Genomic DNA, 18064 nt, shown 5'->3' on the forward strand with positions numbered 1-18064 from the left:
GGATCGCGAAGTTATCCACAGGGGGTCATCGCGAGGTGTCCTCGTATGTATAAACTCGCCGACCGTGGGTGCGCGTGGGGCGCACTCCACAAAGGGGGGTCATGAGCACGGCTGGAAAGACGGATGGCGGCGTCGACGCGTTCGTCTACAGCGTGCGAGCCGGTACCAGGGCGCGGTGTCTCGCCCTGGTATCGGACACCCTCGCCGTCCTCGTACCGCTGATCTGCGCCGTGTCGATGTATGCGGTGCGGATGCCCCTCACGGGTGCGGGACTGGTGCTCCTCGCGCTGGGGATCACGGGAGGTCAGGTGCTCGCGCTCGCCCTCGCCGGGCGTACGCTCGGCGCGCGGATGTTCGGGCTCCGCATCGTCGAGCGGTCGAGCGGATGCCCCTCCGGACGCCTCCTCGTCGCCGATCTCTCCGGTCGTCGTCTGCTCGTGATCGACATCCGCCGCGGCCGCGATCCGATCTCCTCCGCCGTGGCGCTCCACCGGTTCCCCGAACGCGCCGCCGCGCCGCATCCGCCCGCGCGGGCGACGAACACCGTCGCGTTGCTGGACTCGGGTCAGCGACTTCCGTTCGCGCGCGCTCTGGTGGTCGGCAGGAACCCGACGACGGATGCCCGGGGCGAGCAGCGATTCTCCTGGCCGGACCTCTCGCGCACACTGTCGAAGACCCACGCCCGGCTCGAATGGGACGGCGAGAGCGTGTGGGTCACCGACCTCGGCTCCGCCAACGGGACGGCGATGGAGGTCGGCGTGGAGCGCGCCTCGCTCGACCCGTTCGTGCCGACGCGCATGCCCGCGGATGCCGTGCTCCGGCTGGGTGATCGCAGCCTCACGATCGCCGGCTCCCGTCGGGATCGCCGGGGTGCCTCCGATGCGGCCGATGACGGTGATGAAGCCGCCCGAGGAGTGCACTATGCCTGACCTCCGCGATCGCGCCCTCATCGAGGAGGCGCGCACGCAGCGCTTCCGGCTCGGTTCTGCACTGCTGCACGGGCGCATCCCGGATCGACGCACGGTGAACGACAATGTCCGCCGATTCATCGCCTCCCTCATCGTGGCGGCCCTCGCCTGCGCGGTGTGCGTCGGCATCTCGTTCGTCACCGACCTGCTCCAGGCGCAGGCGGCCGAGAAGGCGCGGCAGAACGCGTCGATCAGCATCATCGAAGAGGAGACGGTGTGAGCGACTACACGCGCCTGAGCGTTCGGGGTTCGTCGCGGCGCGCCGAGATCGCGGTGTCGAGCGATGACCCGCTCGGCAGTCTGCTGCCACAGCTGATCGATGCTCTGGCGGAACCCTCCGGTGCCGGCGGACGCCCCCTCGCGCTCGTCACCGCGATCGGGGACTCGCTCGACCTCGAGCGCTCCGCCCGTGAGCAGAGTCTCGTCGACGGTTCGGTGCTGCGCCTGCTCCCGTTCGACTCCGCGCCGCCGCCACCGATGGTCATCGACGTGGTCGACGTGCTCGCCGACGAGCTCGAGAACCGCAACGACCGCTGGAGCGACGCATCGAGGGCCGCCGTCAGCGCGGTCGTCGTCGCGCTGTCCGCGGCTGCCGCGTCGATCGCGGTGCCGTTCGACGGCGTCGTCGGCGGCGCCGTGCGCTTCGGTCTGCTCGGCCTGCTCCTCGTCTTCGCCGTGGGATTCGGTCTGTTCGGTCGACGTCGGCCGGCGGCCGTCATGACGACCGCCGCGGTGGGGGCGGGCGTGCCTGCCGCCCTGCACGCGGCGGCTGCGCAGGCCGCGACGCACCCGGCATCCGTCCTTCCGATCACCGCTCTATGGGTCGCACTCGTCTGGTCGGCGGTGCTCCTGATCGGGGGAGGGGTCGCGCGGGGCTCGCGCGGCGCGATGGTCGGCGGTGCCCTGGGGATCGTGCTGACGGTGCCGCTGCTGACGGCACTGGTGATGGGCATGCGCCACGATCAGGCCGCCGCGGTGATCGGCGTCGTCGCCGCCGTGCTCCTCGGACTCGTGCCGTGGCTCGCGCTCTCGGCCTCCGGTCTCACGGGCCTCGACCATCGGGCGGCCGAGAGCGCCGATCTGCCGAGACCCGCCGCGTTGGGCGCCGTGTCCGACGCGTATCGCACCCTCGACTGGGCCGTGGCGGTGCTGGCCGCGGTGCTCGCCCTCTGCGGCATCGTCCTCTGGATGACGGATGCCGTCTGGCCGAGGCTCCTCGCTGCGTCGCTCGCGCTCGTGGTGCTGCTGCGATCGCGGGCGTTCCCGCTCCGGTCGCAGGGCTTCCTGCTCTGGGTGGCCGGGATCGGCATCGCCGCCGTCGCCGCGGCGACCCTGATCGTGAACGGTTCGCTCGGGTGGACCGTCGTCGCCGGTGCCGTGGTGATCGGCGTGACAGCGGCCATCGCCGGGCTCGCCCGCCCGAAAGCGCATCGGCGGGCGCGGCTCCGCTCCTTCGGTGACGCGCTGGAGACCGCTGCCGTGATCGCGATCGTGCCGATGGCGGTGGGGGTCTTCGGGATCTACGCCGATCTGCTCGCACTGTTCGGAGGGGGCGCGTGATGCCGTTCGACCGCGGGGCGATCCCCGTGGCGATGTTCGGCAGCGGTGCAGCGCTCCTCACCCGGTTCGCCGCGTGGGACGCCGCGATCACCCGACCGATGAGCACGGTCCGTCGGATCGGCTTCGTCCAGCTCTCCGCCGGAGCCGGTGCGACGACCGTCGCGGGTGAGATCGTACGCCTCGTCGCTCGACGGCGCGCTGCTCCCCCGCTCGTCGCGGACCTCTCGCCCGAGGGCGATCTCGCCCGGCGGCTCGGGATCGTCGAGACGTCACCGCGTCGCGACCGACGCCTGTTCCGCACGAGCGGCGACGCTCGGCAGCTGCTGCAGATGACGTCGGGTGTGCTCGGGGCCCGACCGTCGGATGCCGCGGCCCGCCCGGTCGCCGCGTGGGAGCGTGAGGTCTCACCCGTCATGCGCTTCCACGACGTCGTGATCGCGGACTTCGGTCCGCGTGATCCCGATCGTGAGATCGGCGAGATCGCCGGGCTCTGCGATGCGGTCTGCGTCGTCGCTCCCGCACGGCGCGAGGGGGCGGAACTGGCCCGGGTCGTGGTCGAGGCGATCGACGTCCTGCCGGGGAGTCCGCGGGCGGTCGTCGCCCTCGTCGATGCGAGCAGGGAATCGCGACGGGTTCCCGCGGTGATCGCGGCGCAGACCGAGCAGCCGGTGATCGTCGTTCCGCACGATGCGGCGTTGGCCGGGGGAGAGCCGGCGCGATCCTTCCGGGCGCGCCAGGCCCTGCTCCGTCTCGCGGGGACCCTCATCGGGAAGGTCGGCGCATGACGCAGTCCATCGTCCATCGTCCTGCGCGGGCCGTCCTCCCGGAGGACCCCCCGGAGGGCATCGTGCTCACCGCTCCGCCGGCGAGCAACGACAACGCCGCCGGTTTCCCGTTGCAGTCGGTGCTGCCGATCGTCGGCAGCCTTTCGTCAATCACCATGATGGTGCTCCTCCGCGGTAACCCGATGTTCGTCGTGATCGGCGCCGTGATCCTCGTCGTCGCTCTCGTCGGCGGCATCGGCATGGCCTTCACGACGCGCGGAAACGCGGCACGTCAGCGTCGGATGCAGCGAGAACGCTATCTCGACCACCTCGAGCACGTCCGCGCCGAGCAGCGCGACCGAGTGGCGCACGTGCGGCGGGCGGCGCTCACCCGGCATCCGTCGCCCTCGGCGCTCGTCGAGCTCGGGCACGACCCGGCGCGTCGCTGGGAATGCCGCCCATCCGACCCCGACTTCCTGCAGGTGCGCATCGGCACCGGCGACCTCCCGGTGCTCCCGGTGGTGCTACCCGAGGAATCGAATCCGGTGCAGCCGTACGACCCGATCATGAAGGCCGCCGCCGAGCGGTTGGTGCGTTCGGCGGGGGTGGTGCAGGGGATGCCGGCGACGATCGATCTCTCGACCGGAGGGCAGTACGCGATCGTCGGCGACCGGACGCGGGCGTTGCAGGTGGCGCGATCGATCGCGGTGCAGCTCGCGACGTTCCACTCGCCCGACGAGGTGCACCTCGCGGCCGTGTTCCCGGCAGCCGCGGTCGCCGACTGGCGCGGGTTCGATCTGCTCCCGCACGCAGGTGCGCCGCGCCCTGCCGGTGATCAGCCGCTGGCGCGCCGCATCGCCCCCACCCTCGACGAGATGCTCGCTCTGATCGCGCCCGAACTGCGTGATCGCGTCGCGGCCACGACGGCGGCACGTCGCGCGGGGCGTCGCATCCGGCCGGTGCGTCTGGTGCTCTTCGTCGATGAGGGCGACGGGTATGCCACGACTCCGCCGCGCTGGGACTCGGTGCTCGACGCCGCCGATCTGGGCATCACGGTCGTGCACCTCGTCGACGATCGTCTCAAGGAACCCGAGCACGTGGTCGCCCGTATCGCGGTCGACGCGGAGGGATGTGCGATCGCGAACCCCGTCGAGTCGGGGGAGCCGGTGATCTGCGCGGCGGATGCCGTCGAGCAGACCCTGCTCGAGACGATCGCTCGTCCTCTGGCGGCGCTGCGGATGAGCCGGGCGACGGCGGCCGAGGCGACCGATGCCGTGGCGCCCGACCTCGGTGAACTCCTCGGACTCGGCGACGTGGCGCAGATCGATCCGCGTCGGGCGTGGGCACCGCGCTCCTCCGCGGACTTCCTCCGCGTGCCGATCGGAGTCGACGATACGGGCGCCCCGGTGCTCATCGACCTCAAGGAATCGGCGCAGCTCGGTATGGGGCCGCACGGCATCTGCATCGGCGCGACGGGGTCGGGCAAGAGTGAGCTGCTGCGCACGCTCGTGCTGGGACTGGCGTCCACGCACGGGCCTGATGACCTCAGCATGATCCTCGTCGACTACAAGGGCGGGGCGGCGTTCGCACCGTTCGCGCGTCTCCCGCACGTCGCCGGGATCATCGACAACCTCGCCGACGATCCGCAGCTCACCGAGCGGGCGCGCGCGAGCATCAACGGCGAGGTCGTGCGGCGCCAGCAGCTCCTGAAAGCCGCCGACAACTCGGCGTCGATCACGCAGTACCGACTGCTTCGACGCACTCGTCCCGAGCTGCCGCCGCTGCCTCACCTGTTCCTCGTGATCGACGAGTTCGGCGAGCTCCTCACCGCCGAACCGGAGTTCGTCGACCTGCTGCTCACGATCGGACGCATCGGTCGCTCGATCGGCGTGCACCTCTTGCTCTCGAGCCAGCGGATCGAGGCGGGCAAGCTCCGCGGCCTCGAGACGTACCTCTCGTATCGGATCGGGCTGCGCACGTTCTCGGCCGCCGAGAGCGCGATGGTGCTCGACACCCAGGACGCGTTCCATCTGCCGGCGATCCCGGGCTACGCCTATCTCAAGGTCGACACCTCCATATACACCCGCCTCCGCGCGGGCTACGTCTCGGGCCCTGTCGACGATGCCCGGGATCGGCCGGTCGAGACGACCGAGGGCCCGCGGATGCGGATGATCACGGCGTACGACACCCTGCCGCCGCTGCCCGAGGCCGTGGCCGATGACGCCGTGGGGGTGCGGGAGTCCGCTCCGGCGGAACACGTGCTGCCGGAGCGGGCACTGGTCGACGTGGCCGTCGAGCGGCTCGCGAAGGGCGCGATCCGCACGCGCCCGGTCTGGTTGGCGCCTCTTCCCACGCGGGTCACGCTCGGCGGACTGCTGCCGTCGAGCGGTGCGATCGAGGATGCCGCGGGGTTGAGCATCCCGATCGGTCTGCTCGATGAACCGGTGCAGCAGCGGCAGCAACCCTGGAGGCTCGACCTGACCCGTTCCGGCGGACACATCAGCGTGATGGGCGCGCCGCAGTCCGGTCGCTCGACGTTCCTGCGCACCGTCGCCGCGTCGATCGCCGTGACCCGCACGCCGCGGCAGGTGAGCGTGTACGGGCTCGACCTCACCGGCGGCGGTCTCGCCCGTATCGAGGGGTTCCCGCACGTCGGCGGCGTCGCGACGCGCGGACATCGGGAGCGCGTGGGTCGTGTGCTCGAGGAACTCACGACCATGCTCGACGTGCGCGAGCAGGTGTTCCGCGCGGAGGGGATCGATTCGGTCGACGAGCTGCGACGCAGACACGCGGCCGGGGGCCTCCCGCAGCTGCCCTCGGCCGATGTCGTGCTGCTCGTCGACGGGTACGCGACCCTCCGCGCCGACTTCGAGGAGAACGAGGGAGCGCTGCAGCGCCTCCTGGATCGCGGCGGCAGCTACGGCATCCACGTCGTGGTGACGCTCAATCGCTGGAACGATCTGCGCTCGCCGCAGCAGGGCGTGATCGGCACGCGGATCGAACTGGGGCTCAACGAACCGAGCGACTCGCAGGTCTCGCGCAAGCTCTCGTCATCGCTCCGGCGCGATGAACCGGGGCGCGCGCTGACGGATGCCTCGGAGTTCGCGCAGATCGCCCTCCCCGTGCTCGAGGACGACGACTCGGTGGGCGTCGGCGAGATGCTGGAGGCGCTCGCGCGGCAGTCGGCCGAGTCGTGGGCGGGCCCGGAGGCGGCGCCGATCCGGCTGCTTCCCGAAGACCTCGCTCCGCGGATGCTTTCGGATGCCGGGATCGATCCGTCGGTGATCCCGCTGGGGCTGCGGCAGGACACGATGACGGCGTTCTCGCTCGACCTCGCACGCAACGACCCGCACCTGATGGTGCTCGGAGACACCGGGTGCGGCAAGACGACCGTGCTGCGGGGCATCGTCCGCGGCGCGCTCGCGGGCCACACGCCGGACGACCTGGTCATCGCGTTGATGGATGTGCGCGGCGATCTCGCCGAGGAGGTGCCCGAGCCGTACCTCGGCGGGCACGCCGCCACCGCTCCGCTGGCGCGCCAGCTCGCGGAGTCGATCGCCATCGAGCTCGAGAAGCGGCAGGCGGCCAAGGTGCCGGGGCCGCGGATCCTCGTGGTCATCGACGACTTCGACGTGCTGGCGGCGGGCGGCACCGAGCCGCTGCGTCCGCTGCTGCCCTACCTCGCCTCGGCGCGCGACCTCGGCCTGAACGTCGTGCTCACCCGGCCGGTGCTGGGGTCATCGCGGGCGATTTTCGATTCGTCGCTCCAGTCGCTGCGCGACACCGGAGGATCGACGCTGGTGATGAGCGGCGATCGGGGCGAGGGCCCTCTGCTGGCGAAGGTGTACGCCGAGCAGATGGTGCCGGGGCGCGGGCGGTTCGTGCGTCGCGGTTCGGGGGCGACCCTCGTGCAGGTCGCTCGGTTCGAGTAGAGCAGGTGGTGGCTCGTCTGCCAGTAGACGCGGCATCCGTCTCGCGCAGAGAGGGCCCGGCATCGGAGGTCGATGCCGGGCCTTCTTGGTCCGGGCCCTTCTGCGCGGTTCGGGACCCTTCGACAAGCTCAGGGACCCAGGTGGGCTCAGGCGCGCGTCACCTCGAGCTCGATGACCGACCACGACAGGGCCGGCAGGGTCGCGCGCACCGTGCCGTCGACGATCTCGGCGGCGGCGAGCGGCACCATGTGCACGGTGTCGGGCGCCGTCTCGAGGTTGGCGGTCGAGCGGTCGCCGCCCTCCGGGATCGTGAGCGTCTCGGCCTGACGCACGCGCAGGTCGCCCAGGCCGTGCAGGTCGATCGTGAGGTCGTTCGCCGAGTCGAGCGAGCGGTTCGCCACGAACACGACCAGGCGTCCGGTCTCCTCGTCCCATGTGGCGGCCGCATCGACCGAGTCGACGTCGCCGTAGCGCTTCGTCGCGATCTGCGAGGCCGAGACCGCGAGGCGCAGGATGCGCCCCTTCGCCAGCCGCGCCATCCGCTCGAACGGCCAGAAGCTGGTCTGGCGCCAGGCCGGGCCGTTCTCCTCCGAGCGGATCGGCGCGATCACGTTCACGAGCTGCGCCTGGTTGGCGATGCGCACGCGGTCTCCGTGCCGCAGCAGGCTGTTGAGCAGGGTGCCGACGACGACGGCATCCGTCACCGAGTAGGTGTCCTCGATGAGGCGCGGGTGCTCGCGCCAGCCGGCCTTCGCGATCTCGCCCGCCTCGACGTCGTTGTACTTGCGCTGATCCCACACGTTCCACTCGTCGAACGAGATGTCGACCTGCTTGGTGTGCTTGCCGGCGGCCTTCACGGCGTCGACCGTCGCGATGACGCCCTCGATGAAGCCGTCCATGTCGACCGACTCCGCGAGGAACGACTCTGTGTCGCCGTCGTGCTCCTGGTAGTACGCGTGCATCGAGACGAAGTCGACCTCGTCGTAGGCGTGGGTGAGCACGGTGTGCTCCCACGACCCGAACGTCGGCATCGACCTGCTCGACGACCCGACCGCCACGAGTTCGATCGACGAGTCGACCAGCTTCATGGCCTTGGCCGACTCCTGCGCGAGACGGCCGTACTCGGCAGCGGTCTTGCCGCCGATCTGCCACGGCCCGTCAAGCTCGTTGCCCAGGCACCACAGCTTGATGTCGAAGGGCTGCTCGGCGCCGTTCTTGCGGCGCAGGTCCGACCAGTACGTGCCACCCGGGTGGTTGGCGTACTCGACGAGTGCGCGGGCCTCCTCGACGCCGCGGGTGCCGAGGTTGATCGCCTCCATCACCTCGACGTCGGCCTCCTTCGCCCAGTCCATGAACTCGTGCAGCCCGAAGGCGTTGGTCTCGATCGTGTGCCAGGCGCCGTCGATGCGTACCGGGCGGTCCTCGACCGGGCCGACACCGTCTTCCCAGCGGTAGCCCGAGACGAAGTTGCCGCCCGGGTACCGCACGACCGTCGGCCCCATCTCCTTCACCAGGGCGAGCACGTCCTGTCGGAATCCGCGTTCATCGGCCTGCGGGTGCCCCGGCTCGTAGATGCCGGTGTACACGCAGCGCCCCATGTGCTCGACGAAGGATCCGAAGAGCCTCCGGGGAACGTCGGCGATGGTGAAGTCGCGGTCGATGGTGATGCGGGCGTGAGACATTGCTCTCCTTGGTTGCGGCGGACGCCGGGATGCGGGGTGCGGGGACTACTGACCGCCGAAGCCGCTGGTCGCGACTCCCTTGACGATCTGCTTCTGGAAGATGAGGAACACGACGATGAGCGGGAGCGCGGCGAGCACGGCCTGGGCCATGACCTGCGCGTACTGCACGCCGTAGGCGCTGATCACGGTCTGGAGTCCGACCGGCAGCGTCATGAGCGTGGTGTCGTTGATGACGAGGAACGGCCAGAGGAAGTTGTTCCACGCCCCGATGAACACGAAGATCGCCACGGACGCCAGGATCGGCCGCGACAGCGGCAGCACGATCGACCAGAAGATGCGCAGGCGGCTGGCGCCGTCGACGCGAGCGGCGTCTTCGAGCTCGATCGGGACCGCGTCGAAGAACCGCTTGAGGATGAACACCATCGCCGGCGCCACGACCTGCGGCAGGATCAGGCCCCAGTGCGTGTCGATCAGGTTGAACGCGAGCATCTCGTAGAACAGCGGGATGATCAGCACCTGCGGCGGCACGACGATCGAGGCGATGATCACGACGAACAGCCACTTGCGGCCGGTGAAGTCGAGCCGCGAGAAGGCGTAGGCGGCCAGAGCCGAGATCGTCAGCGTGATGAGGGTGACGGCGACCGAGGTCCACAGGCTGTTGAGCGCCCAGACGTACACGTTGCCCTGCGAGAGGATCGCCGTGAACGCCTCGAAGGTGGGGCCGCTCGCGCCGATCCATCCGGGATCGCCGGATGCGGCATCCGTCTCGGTCTTGAAGGCGGTCGCGACCGCCCAGAGGAACGGCAGCAGCCATCCGATCGCGAGGAGCGCCAGTACCACGAACGCGGCGATGCGCAGCGGCGAGAACGGCTTCTGGCCGGGGAGCTTCGGGCGAACGGTGCGACGGTGGCGGGGAACGGTGAGCGTGCGGGTGTGGTCGTCGGATGCCGACTCGGTGGGGATGAGGGTGGCGGAGGACATCACTGCTCCTTCTTGCGACGCGTGACCAGGGCCTGCGCGACGCCGATGATGACGATGAGGGCGAAGAAGACGTACGAGATCGCCGCGGAGTATCCGAAGCGGTAGTTCACGAAGCCGGCCTCGTAGATGTACTGCACGATCGAGCGGGTGGTGTCGCTCGCGACCCCGCCGAGCATCTGGTACGCCTGGTCGAACAGCTTCAGCGACGCGAGGATCTGCAGGATGAGGATCAGCACGGTGGCCGGTCCGAGCTGGGGGAGCGTGATCGACCAGAACTGTCGCCAGGCGCCGGCCCCGTCGAGGGACGCCGCCTCGTACTGCTGCGGTGGGATGTTCTGCATGGCCGCGAGATAGAGCAGGAAGTTGAACCCGACCGTCCACCACACCGTCGCGATCACGATCGACAGCATGTTGGTGTCGGAGTTCTGCAGCCAGGCGATCGGCTCGAGGCCGAAGAAGGTCAGGATGTTGTTGGCCGCACCGATCTGCGGGTTGAAGATCCAGACCCAGATCTGCGAGATCACGGTGGACGCGAGCAGGTACGGCATGAAGAACGACAGCCGCCAGAGCCACTGGCCGGGAAGGCCCCGGTCGACGAGCGCCGCCATGAGCAGCGCCACGACGACGAGCGGCACGGTCGACAGCAGCGTGAACCATACCGTGTTCCCTATCGACTGCCACATGACGGGGTCGACGAGGGCTTCGGCGTAGTTCGCGAACCCGACGAATCCGCCGCCGGCGCCCGTGAGTGACTGGTCGGTGAAGCTCAGGTAGATGCCGTGCAGGATCGGCCAGACGAGGAACAGTGCGAAGGCGATGAGGAAGGGGACCAGGAAGGCCCAGCTGATGAGCTGCTCGCGCTTGCGGGAACCGGCGCGGCGGTCGCGGAAGTCGGATGCTCCGCCGGTGACGAGGGTGCGGGTGGCGGTCGAGGTCATGACTTCCACGTCCCCTCGGGGTCGGCCGGATTGGGTTGGCGCAGCAGCGTGTTCACGCGCGCCTCGAAGCGGTCGATCGCGGCGGCCGGATCGGCGCCCGAGAGGAGCACGTTCTGCACCGCGGCACCGAACTCGCCCTGGAAGCTCGAGCCGGAGCCCGTGAACCACGCGGTCGGGTCGTAGACGACGTGGTCGGCGGCCGAGGCGTAGTGCGCCTGGGGCACGAGGTCGTCGTAGGCGGGTGATGAGGTCACGGGGAGGTAAGCGGGGATGTGCCCGGCCTCGGCCCACTGGAACGAGTCCTTCAGCATGTCGGCGACGAAGCGGTACACGAGGTCGCGGCGCTCGTCGTTCGCGTTCGCCTGGTGCGGCAGCACGAAGGAGTGCGAGTCGGCGTACACCGCGGGTGTGCCGTAGAGGGTCGGGATCGTCGTCGCATCGAACGGCAGGTTCGCGGCCTGCATCGTGCGCAGCTCCCAGACACCGGTCATGAGCATGCCGCTCTTGCCGGTCGCGAACTCGGCCACGGCTCCGCCGTAGTCGGCGCGCGCGGCCGCGATCTCACCGTCGAGGAGCGTCTGCATGAAGCGGAGCGCCTCGACCGCGGCATCCTTGTCGATCACGGCCCTGCCGCCCACGGGCAGTTCGATCTGCAGGCCGTGCTGCGCGTAGAGGCCATAGAACAGGCGCCACATCTGGGCGCCGTCGCCGAGGTAGCCGTACGAGAGGGCGTGGTCGGATGCCTGGGCGCCGACCTCGCGGAGCTGGTCGACGAACTCCTCGGGCGACGAGGTCTCACGCAGCGTGCCGTCGGAGTCGAGTACTCCCGCGGCGTCGCAGATGTCGGTGTTGAACATGAGCACGAAGGGGTGGGCGTCGAGGGCGACGCTGAAGAGCCGGTCGCCGACGAAGCCCTTCTCCCAGATCGGGCCGGGGAAGGTGGAGCGGTCGACGCCGAGTTCGGCGAGCCGGTCGACGTCCCAGCTGTCGAGCAGACCGCCCGGTGCCCAGCCGTTCACACGGGTGGCGTGCATGATCGCGACGTCGGGGGCGCGACCACCCGCACCCGCCATCGCGAGCTTCGTGTAGTACGGGGTGCCCCAGGCGAGGACGGTGGGGCGGATGCGGTAGTCGGACTGCGCCGAGTTCACGCCGTCGAGCAGCGACGACATCGTCACCCCGTCGCCGCCCGAGAGCAGATGCCAGAACTGAAGGGTCTCGGTGCGAGAACCGGTGGGCGAGAGTGGGGAGCAGCCGGCGAGCAGGGCTGCGCCGGCGGTGAGCGTGGCGGCGGTGAGGAACTGCCGACGGGACAGATCGAGCGGGGGCGTCATCGTCACTCCTTCGTGACCGGATGGTGGACGCCTCATCATTACATCGATGTAATCGCTGGCGCAAGCGTGCGATCCTCGACGATGCCGCGGCTCAGGGCCGGTAACCGAGCGGGGCGGCGCCCGTGCTGTCGCGCTCCAGCAGATGATGCGAGAGCGTGAGGGCGCGCGGGGGAGCGGCCCGGTCGTCCATACGGGTCTCGAGCAGGCCGAGCGCGGCGACCGCGAAGGCCCGGCGATCGAACGCGATCGTCGTGAGCGAGGGTGAGGTGTACTTCGAGAACTCGACGTCGTCGAAGCCCGTGACGATCACGTCATCCGGCACGCGCACACCGCGGTCGTGCAGGGCGTGCAGGGCACCGAGGGCGAGGGAGTCGGTGAAGGCGACGATCGCATCGAAGGCGACGCCGCGCTCGAACAGCGTGCGCACGGCATCCGCTCCGCCCGCCATCTCCCACGGCAGGCGGTTGACCTCGAGCGCGGGGTCGCGGGGAATGCCCGCCTCCCGCAGCGCGTCGTGCACGCCCTCGAGTCGCAGGCGGCTCGTCGCCGTCGCGACCGAGGGGTCGTCGTCGGCGCCGACCACCGCGATCCGTCGGGCGCCACGCGCGAGAACGTGCCGCGTGGCGTCGGCGGCGGCGAGTCGGCTGTCGATGCGCACGTGGTCGGCGCGGTTCTGCTCGACCTCGCCGATCACGACGAGCGGCGGCAGGCGGTCGGCATACTTGAGCACGCTGTCCTCGAGGCGGATGGGGTTGAGGATCAGGCCGTCGACGAGGTGGGCGCGGGCGCGGGAGACCAGCTCCTTCTCACGCTCGGGCTCGGATGCCGTCTCCTCGATCTGCACGGCCAGCCCCCGCTCGTGCGCGGCTTCGACGATCCGGTGCACGAGCTCGGCCGAGAACGCGGTCGCGAGATCGGGAAGGGCGACCGCGATGATCCCCGAGCGTCCCTTGCGCAACCCGCGGGCGCTGAGGTTCGGCACGAAGTCGAGCTGCGCCATCGCCGCCTCGACCTTCGAGCGCGTGTCGTCGTTCACGGGGACGGTGCCGGTGACGACGTTCGAGACCGTCTTCGGCGAGACGCCGGCGAGAGCGGCGACGTCTTTCATCGTCGCGCGGCGCGGCGGGGTCGTCGTCATGCGGTCAGCCTACCCGCGGGGTCGTCATTCGCCGCAGTACATCGTTGTAGAAGATGTGCGCCTGGCTATGCTGGCGCGATGGGCAACGAGCGCAACTGGGCGGGCAACCTCACCTATCGGGCATCCCGGGTCGAGCACCCGGCGTCGATCGACGAGCTGCGGACGCTGCTCGCGCAGGGCGGACCGGTGCGGATGCTGGGATCGCGCCACTGCTTCAACGACATCGCCGACACGGAGGGTGTGCTGATCGCCCTCGACCGGCTGCCCGCCGTCTTCGAGGTGAGCGCGGAGCGCGACGCCGTGCGAGTGGCCGGAGGGCTGCGCTACGGCGACATCGCCCCCCTGCTCGCCGCCGAGGGGCTCGCGCTCGCCAACCTCGCCTCGCTGCCGCACATCTCGGTCGCCGGTGCTGTCGCCACCGGCACCCACGGCTCCGGTGACGCGATCGGCTCGCTCGCGAGCGCCGTACGCGCTCTCACGATCGTCACGCCGGCCGGCGAGACCCGCGAGCTGCGCCGCGGCGACGCCGACTTCGACGGTGCGGTCGTGAGCCTCGGCGCCCTCGGCGCGGTGGTCGACGTCACCCTCGACGTCGAGCCGACCTACGACGTCGCGCAGCACGTCTTCGAGCACCCGTCGTGGGACGCGATCCTCACGGACCTCGAAGCGGTCACCGGCATCGGCACGAGCGTCAGCATCTTCTCGACCTGGCAGCACACCGACGTCGCCGATCAGATCTGGGTCAAGCAGCGCCTCCCCGAAGCGCGCGAGGCCGCTCGCGAGTCGCTGTTCGAGAGCCTGGGGGCCGAAGCCGCGGCGAGCAAGCGGCATCCGATCCTCGGCGTCGACCCCGTCGCGTGCACCGAACAGCTCGGCGCGCCTGGGCCGTGGTTCGAGCGGCTCGCGCACTTCAAGCTCGAGTTCACCCCTTCGGCCGGTGCCGAGATCCAGAGCGAGTACCTCGTGCCCCGTGCCGACGCCGTCGCCGCGATCCAGGCGGTGCGCTCGCTCGCCGGTCAGATCGCCCCGCTGCTGCTGGTGAACGAGATCCGCACGGTGAAGGCCGACGACCTCTGGCTGAGTTCGTCGTACGGCACGGATGCCGTCGGCATCCACTTCACCTGGAAGCCCGACGAGGACGCCGTGCGCGCGTTCCTGCCGACGCTCGAGGCGGCGCTGCCGCCCACCGCTCGCCCCCACTGGGGCAAGGTGTTCACACTCGACGCCGCCGAGGTGCGCGAGCGGTATCCCCGCTTCGACGACTTCGCCGCGCTCGCCGCGCGATTCGACCCGGAGCGGCGGTTGGTGAACGGGTACCTACAACGCTTGGGGCTGTAGGGGCTTCTCGGGGTGGGGCCCTTCGACAGGCTCAGGGACCCAGCGAGGAACCGGGTTGCTGAGCCTGTCGAAGCACCCCCTCGGTGAAGCGGCGTCAGACCTCGTCGCGCCAGGAGTGCCGCGGGTCATAGCCCAGCACCCGCCGGGCCCTGTCGATCGACAGCAGCGTCTCGTTCGGTCCGACGTCGCGGGTGACCGGCACGCCGGGGAAGACCTCGGCGATCAGCTCGGCATTCGGCCGCGACATCACCGTGTCGGCGGCCGCGATGATGAACCGGTCGAACCCGGGGGCGGCGACCTCGAGGGCGCGCTGCACGGCCTGGGCGCCGTCGCGGGCGTCGATGTAGCCCCACAGGTTCCACTTGCGCAGTGTCGCATCGGCGTCGAAGGCGGGGAAGGCGGCGTAGTCCCCGGGGTCCATGACGTTCGAGAACCGCAGTGCCGTGATCGACACCTCCGGGTGCCAGCGCACGAGTTCGGTCGCCAGCTGCTCCTCGAGCGTCTTCACCAGCGAGTACACCGACTCGGGGCGGGCGGGGTAGTCCTCGTCGACCGGGATGTAGGGCGGCGGCACGTCGAACGGAAGCCCCAGCACGGTCTCGCTCGACGCGTAGACGATGCGACGGATGCCGAGGCGCACCGCCGCCCAGAACACGTTGAACGTGGCCGGCATGTTGTTGTGGAACGTTGCGACATCGCTGCGGATGCCAGGGGCCGGGATCGCCCCGAGATGCACGACCGCATCGATGCCGTCGTGGCGGTCGCCGACGGCGGTGAACGCGTCGACCACCTGCCCGTAGTCCGTCAGGTCGACCTGCACGAAGTCCGGACCGCGGACCCCCGTGACGTCCATCCCGATGACCTCGTACCCGTTCGCCCGGAGTTCCCTCGCGACGACGCGGCCGAGCTTGCCCGATGATCCGGTGAGAGCGATGCGCATGTCACCACAGTGCCACGGCATCCGCTCCGGGTGGTGTCCCTTGACTTCAGCGCGCCAGCCAATGGCGCAGGCGCCGGGTCACCCAGGGCAGCACGAGGTACGCCATGATCGGCGTCAGCACCGCGGTGGTCACGAGCACCCGCAGCCAGATCGGCAGCGCATCCCAGCCCGGCACCGGCGACATCGCGTACGTGAAGGCGAGGTTGACCGGGAAGAACCCGAGCCAGATCGACACCGCCTGCTTCCACCGCGGAGGGGCGTTCACGACCGCGACCTCGGCCCGGCCATCCGTCGTCTGCACCGTGATCGTGCCGGTGGTCGGCTCGTCGAACCAGCCCTCGATTCCGGTGCGACGCCGCGAACGCTCGCTGCGCACGAAGCCCTCGCCCATCGACAGCCACCAGCCGCGCTCGCCGGAGTCCTCCCACGCGGTGAGCGTCTGCTCGTCGGCGAACCGGTACAGCATGTGCCAGACGTTGGTCTCATCGCCCGACCGCACCCAGCCCGACCCGAGGAATCCCGGGTACTTGTTGGCGAGGTTGACGCCGGTCTGCACCCACGCGGTCGCCTCGGCGATGCGGGCGGGGTCGACTTCACGGCGGATGGACACGGTGATGGGATCACTGGACATGGTGGGGTCCTCGAGAGAGCGGGCGGCCCGGGTCGCGGGCCTGCGTGCGGGGGTGCGCCGGGGTGATGGCGCGTCGTCGATTCTATTCGCGGCGTGTGACGGGCGGATTACGGCGCGGGCTCAGCGATCGGCGCAGAATGGGGGCATGAGCACGCGCAGCGAAGCCGTTCTGGTCGATGTCGTCCGCACTCCGGTCGGGCGCGGCAAGCCCGGGGGTGCGCTCTCGGGGGTGCATCCGGTCGATCTCGCCGCCGGGGTGCTGCAGGCGCTGCTCGAGCGCAACGGCCTCGACTCGCGTCAGATCGACGACGTGCTGCTCGGCTGCGTGAGCCAGGTCGGCGACCAGTCGACGAACATCGCCCGGCAGGCGGTGCTGGCCGCGGGCTTCGACGAGGGCGTGCCGGGGGCGACGATCGACCGGCAGTGCGGGTCGAGCCAGCAGGCGGTGCACATCGCGGCGCAGGGGATCATGGCCGGCGCCTACGACATCGTGATCGCGGGCGGGGTCGAGTCGATGAGCCGGGTGCCCCTCGGATCGTCGGCGGCCGGCGGCTCCCCGATGTCGCCGCGCGTGCGGGCGCGGTATCCCGAGGGGTTGGTGAACCAGGGCGTCTCGGCCGAGCTGATCGCGCAGCGCTGGGGGCTCGATCGCGACGCGCTCGACGCCTACGCCGCCGAGTCGCACCGACGGGCGGCGGATGCCTGGGCCGAGGGCTTCTTCGATCGCGCGATCGTCGGGGTCGCCGAGGCGCCGGATGCCGTGACCGACGAGACCGTCCGTCCGGGTACCACGGCCGAGGGGCTCGCGGGTCTGAACCCCGCGTTCCGCACGGATGCGCTCGCCGCGCGCTTCCCCGACCTCGACTGGCGGATCACCCCGGGCAACTCCTCGCCGCTCACCGACGGCGCCTCGGCCGCGCTGCTGATGAGCGCCGAGAGGGCCGCATTGCTCGGGTTGGTTCCGCGTGCCGGCATCCGCTCGTTCGCCGTCGTCGGCGACGATCCGCTGATGATGCTGACGGGGCCGATCCCGGCGACCCGGCGGATCCTCGACCGCACCGGCCTCACGATCGACGACCTCGATGCGTACGAGGTGAACGAGGCGTTCGCGTCGGTGCCGCTGGCGTGGGCGGCCGAACTCGGCGCCGACCCGGCCAAGCTCAACCCGCGCGGTGGGGCGATCGCGCTCGGCCATGCACTCGGTTCGTCGGGCACGCGCCTGCTCGGAACTCTCGTGGATCACCTCGACGCGGTCGGCGGACGCTACGGACTGCAGACGATGTGCGAGGGTGGCGGCATGGCCAACGCGATGATCGTCGAGAGGCTGTAGGGCTACTCGGCCGTCTTGCGGCGGCGGGGCGCGGCCGAGCGCGGGGGGATCCGGCGCATGTGCTCGCGCACCTTTTCGAGCGGTGCGGTGAGCGAGCGGATGTCGTCGGCGTCGAGGGGCGCGAGGAACAGGCGGCGCAGCTCGCCGATGTGCCTGGGGAAGACGGCGGCGAGCACCGACCGTCCGGCATCGGTGATCGTCAGCGTCACGCCGCGCTCGTCCTCGGGCGACGGCGAGCGCGTCACCAGACCTCTCTTCTCGAGCAGGCCGGCCTGGTGCGTGAGTCCGCTACGGCTGAGCACGATGCCGTCGGCCAGCGCGGTCATGCGGGCGCTGCCGTTCGGCGAATCCCCGAGGGTCGCGAGCAGCTGGAACTGGACGTAGCTGAGGTCTCCGGTCTCTTTCAGCTGCTGTTCGACGGCGTGCCGCAGCAGGCTGCTCACCTCGATCAGTGCGAAGTACGCACCGAGTTCGGCGGGGTCGAGGGGAGGGGTGTCGGCGGCCATGCTCACCAGTGTAGATGTTTCG

At 70.4% G+C, this 18064-nt stretch carries 15 protein-coding genes; 7 read left to right on the forward strand and 8 right to left on the reverse strand.

The features are described from left to right. The first annotated feature begins 101 nt into the window (after positions 1 to 101). The 5 genes from ACIQTT_RS13025 to eccCa are packed head-to-tail and all read left to right on the forward strand — an operon-like array spanning position 102 to position 7224. Entirely contained in the window at positions 102 to 929 is an 828-nt protein-coding gene (locus ACIQTT_RS13025) for an FHA domain-containing protein (protein WP_402790606.1), read from the forward strand. Next, positions 922 to 1188, forward strand: a complete 267-nt coding sequence (locus ACIQTT_RS13030) for a hypothetical protein (protein WP_247956952.1) — start codon at positions 922 to 924, stop codon at positions 1186 to 1188. Before ACIQTT_RS13025 ends, ACIQTT_RS13030 begins: the two co-directional genes overlap by 8 nt. Beyond that, the gene (locus ACIQTT_RS13035; protein WP_402790610.1) at positions 1185 to 2528 is read left to right on the forward strand and encodes an EsaB/YukD family protein; all 1344 of its coding nucleotides are present in this window, start codon (positions 1185 to 1187) and stop codon (positions 2526 to 2528) included. The genes ACIQTT_RS13030 and ACIQTT_RS13035 overlap by 4 nt, the downstream gene beginning before the upstream one ends. Continuing rightward, entirely contained in the window at positions 2528 to 3313 is a 786-nt protein-coding gene (locus ACIQTT_RS13040) for a hypothetical protein (RefSeq protein ID WP_402790613.1), read from the forward strand. The genes ACIQTT_RS13035 and ACIQTT_RS13040 overlap by 1 nt, the downstream gene beginning before the upstream one ends. After that, positions 3310 to 7224, forward strand: a complete 3915-nt coding sequence (eccCa, locus tag ACIQTT_RS13045; protein WP_402790616.1) for a type VII secretion protein EccCa — start codon at positions 3310 to 3312, stop codon at positions 7222 to 7224. Before ACIQTT_RS13040 ends, eccCa begins: the two co-directional genes overlap by 4 nt. Before the next feature lie 146 nt (positions 7225 to 7370). On the opposite strand, the gene ACIQTT_RS13050 is transcribed toward eccCa, so the two are convergent. The 5 genes from ACIQTT_RS13050 to ACIQTT_RS13070 form a co-directional block, all read right to left on the reverse strand. Next, a complete protein-coding gene (locus ACIQTT_RS13050) occupies positions 7371 to 8906 on the reverse strand; it encodes an alpha-N-arabinofuranosidase (RefSeq protein ID WP_400443056.1) in 1536 nt (511 codons plus the stop codon). Positions 8907 to 8951: 45 nt separating this feature from the next. Continuing rightward, complete coding sequence (locus ACIQTT_RS13055) at positions 8952 to 9887, reverse strand: carbohydrate ABC transporter permease (protein ID WP_402790620.1); 936 nt, start codon at positions 9885 to 9887, stop codon at positions 8952 to 8954. Beyond that, complete coding sequence (locus ACIQTT_RS13060; protein WP_402790623.1) at positions 9887 to 10825, reverse strand: carbohydrate ABC transporter permease; 939 nt, start codon at positions 10823 to 10825, stop codon at positions 9887 to 9889. The genes ACIQTT_RS13055 and ACIQTT_RS13060 overlap by 1 nt, the downstream gene beginning before the upstream one ends. Then, positions 10822 to 12159 (reverse strand): extracellular solute-binding protein, encoded by a 1338-nt coding sequence (locus tag ACIQTT_RS13065; protein WP_402790625.1) that lies wholly within the window; start codon positions 12157 to 12159, stop codon positions 10822 to 10824. The genes ACIQTT_RS13060 and ACIQTT_RS13065 overlap by 4 nt, the downstream gene beginning before the upstream one ends. Positions 12160 to 12250: 91 nt before the next feature. Next, positions 12251 to 13297: a LacI family DNA-binding transcriptional regulator gene (locus tag ACIQTT_RS13070; protein WP_402790627.1), complete on the reverse strand. Its 1047-nt coding sequence runs from the start codon at positions 13295 to 13297 to the stop codon at positions 12251 to 12253. A 78-nt stretch (positions 13298 to 13375) separates the two neighbouring features. On the opposite strand from ACIQTT_RS13070, the gene ACIQTT_RS13075 reads away from it, so the two are divergent. Continuing rightward, entirely contained in the window at positions 13376 to 14635 is a 1260-nt protein-coding gene (locus ACIQTT_RS13075; RefSeq protein WP_402790629.1) for a D-arabinono-1,4-lactone oxidase, read from the forward strand. A gap of 94 nt (positions 14636 to 14729) precedes the next feature. Here the strand turns inward: ACIQTT_RS13075 and ACIQTT_RS13080 are convergent, their stop codons facing one another. Together ACIQTT_RS13080 and ACIQTT_RS13085 are read right to left on the reverse strand one after the other, a co-directional pair. Next, positions 14730 to 15575, reverse strand: a complete 846-nt coding sequence (locus ACIQTT_RS13080) for an NAD-dependent epimerase/dehydratase family protein (RefSeq protein ID WP_402790632.1) — start codon at positions 15573 to 15575, stop codon at positions 14730 to 14732. A 46-nt stretch (positions 15576 to 15621) separates the two neighbouring features. Then, the gene (locus ACIQTT_RS13085; protein WP_336641695.1) at positions 15622 to 16206 is read right to left on the reverse strand and encodes an antibiotic biosynthesis monooxygenase; all 585 of its coding nucleotides are present in this window, start codon (positions 16204 to 16206) and stop codon (positions 15622 to 15624) included. Positions 16207 to 16351: 145 nt separating this feature from the next. Here ACIQTT_RS13085 and ACIQTT_RS13090 point away from each other — a divergent pair, with 145 nt between their 5' ends. Continuing rightward, complete coding sequence (locus ACIQTT_RS13090) at positions 16352 to 17536, forward strand: thiolase family protein (RefSeq protein ID WP_402790636.1); 1185 nt, start codon at positions 16352 to 16354, stop codon at positions 17534 to 17536. Positions 17537 to 17538: 2 nt separating this feature from the next. On the opposite strand, the gene ACIQTT_RS13095 is transcribed toward ACIQTT_RS13090, so the two are convergent. Next, positions 17539 to 18042 (reverse strand): MarR family winged helix-turn-helix transcriptional regulator, encoded by a 504-nt coding sequence (locus ACIQTT_RS13095; protein ID WP_402790640.1) that lies wholly within the window; start codon positions 18040 to 18042, stop codon positions 17539 to 17541. Between the last annotated feature and the right edge of the window lie 22 nt (positions 18043 to 18064).

Source organism: Microbacterium sp. NPDC090225, from assembly GCF_044772365.1.
In the GTDB taxonomy this organism is placed as follows: Bacteria; Actinomycetota; Actinomycetes; order Actinomycetales; family Microbacteriaceae; genus Microbacterium.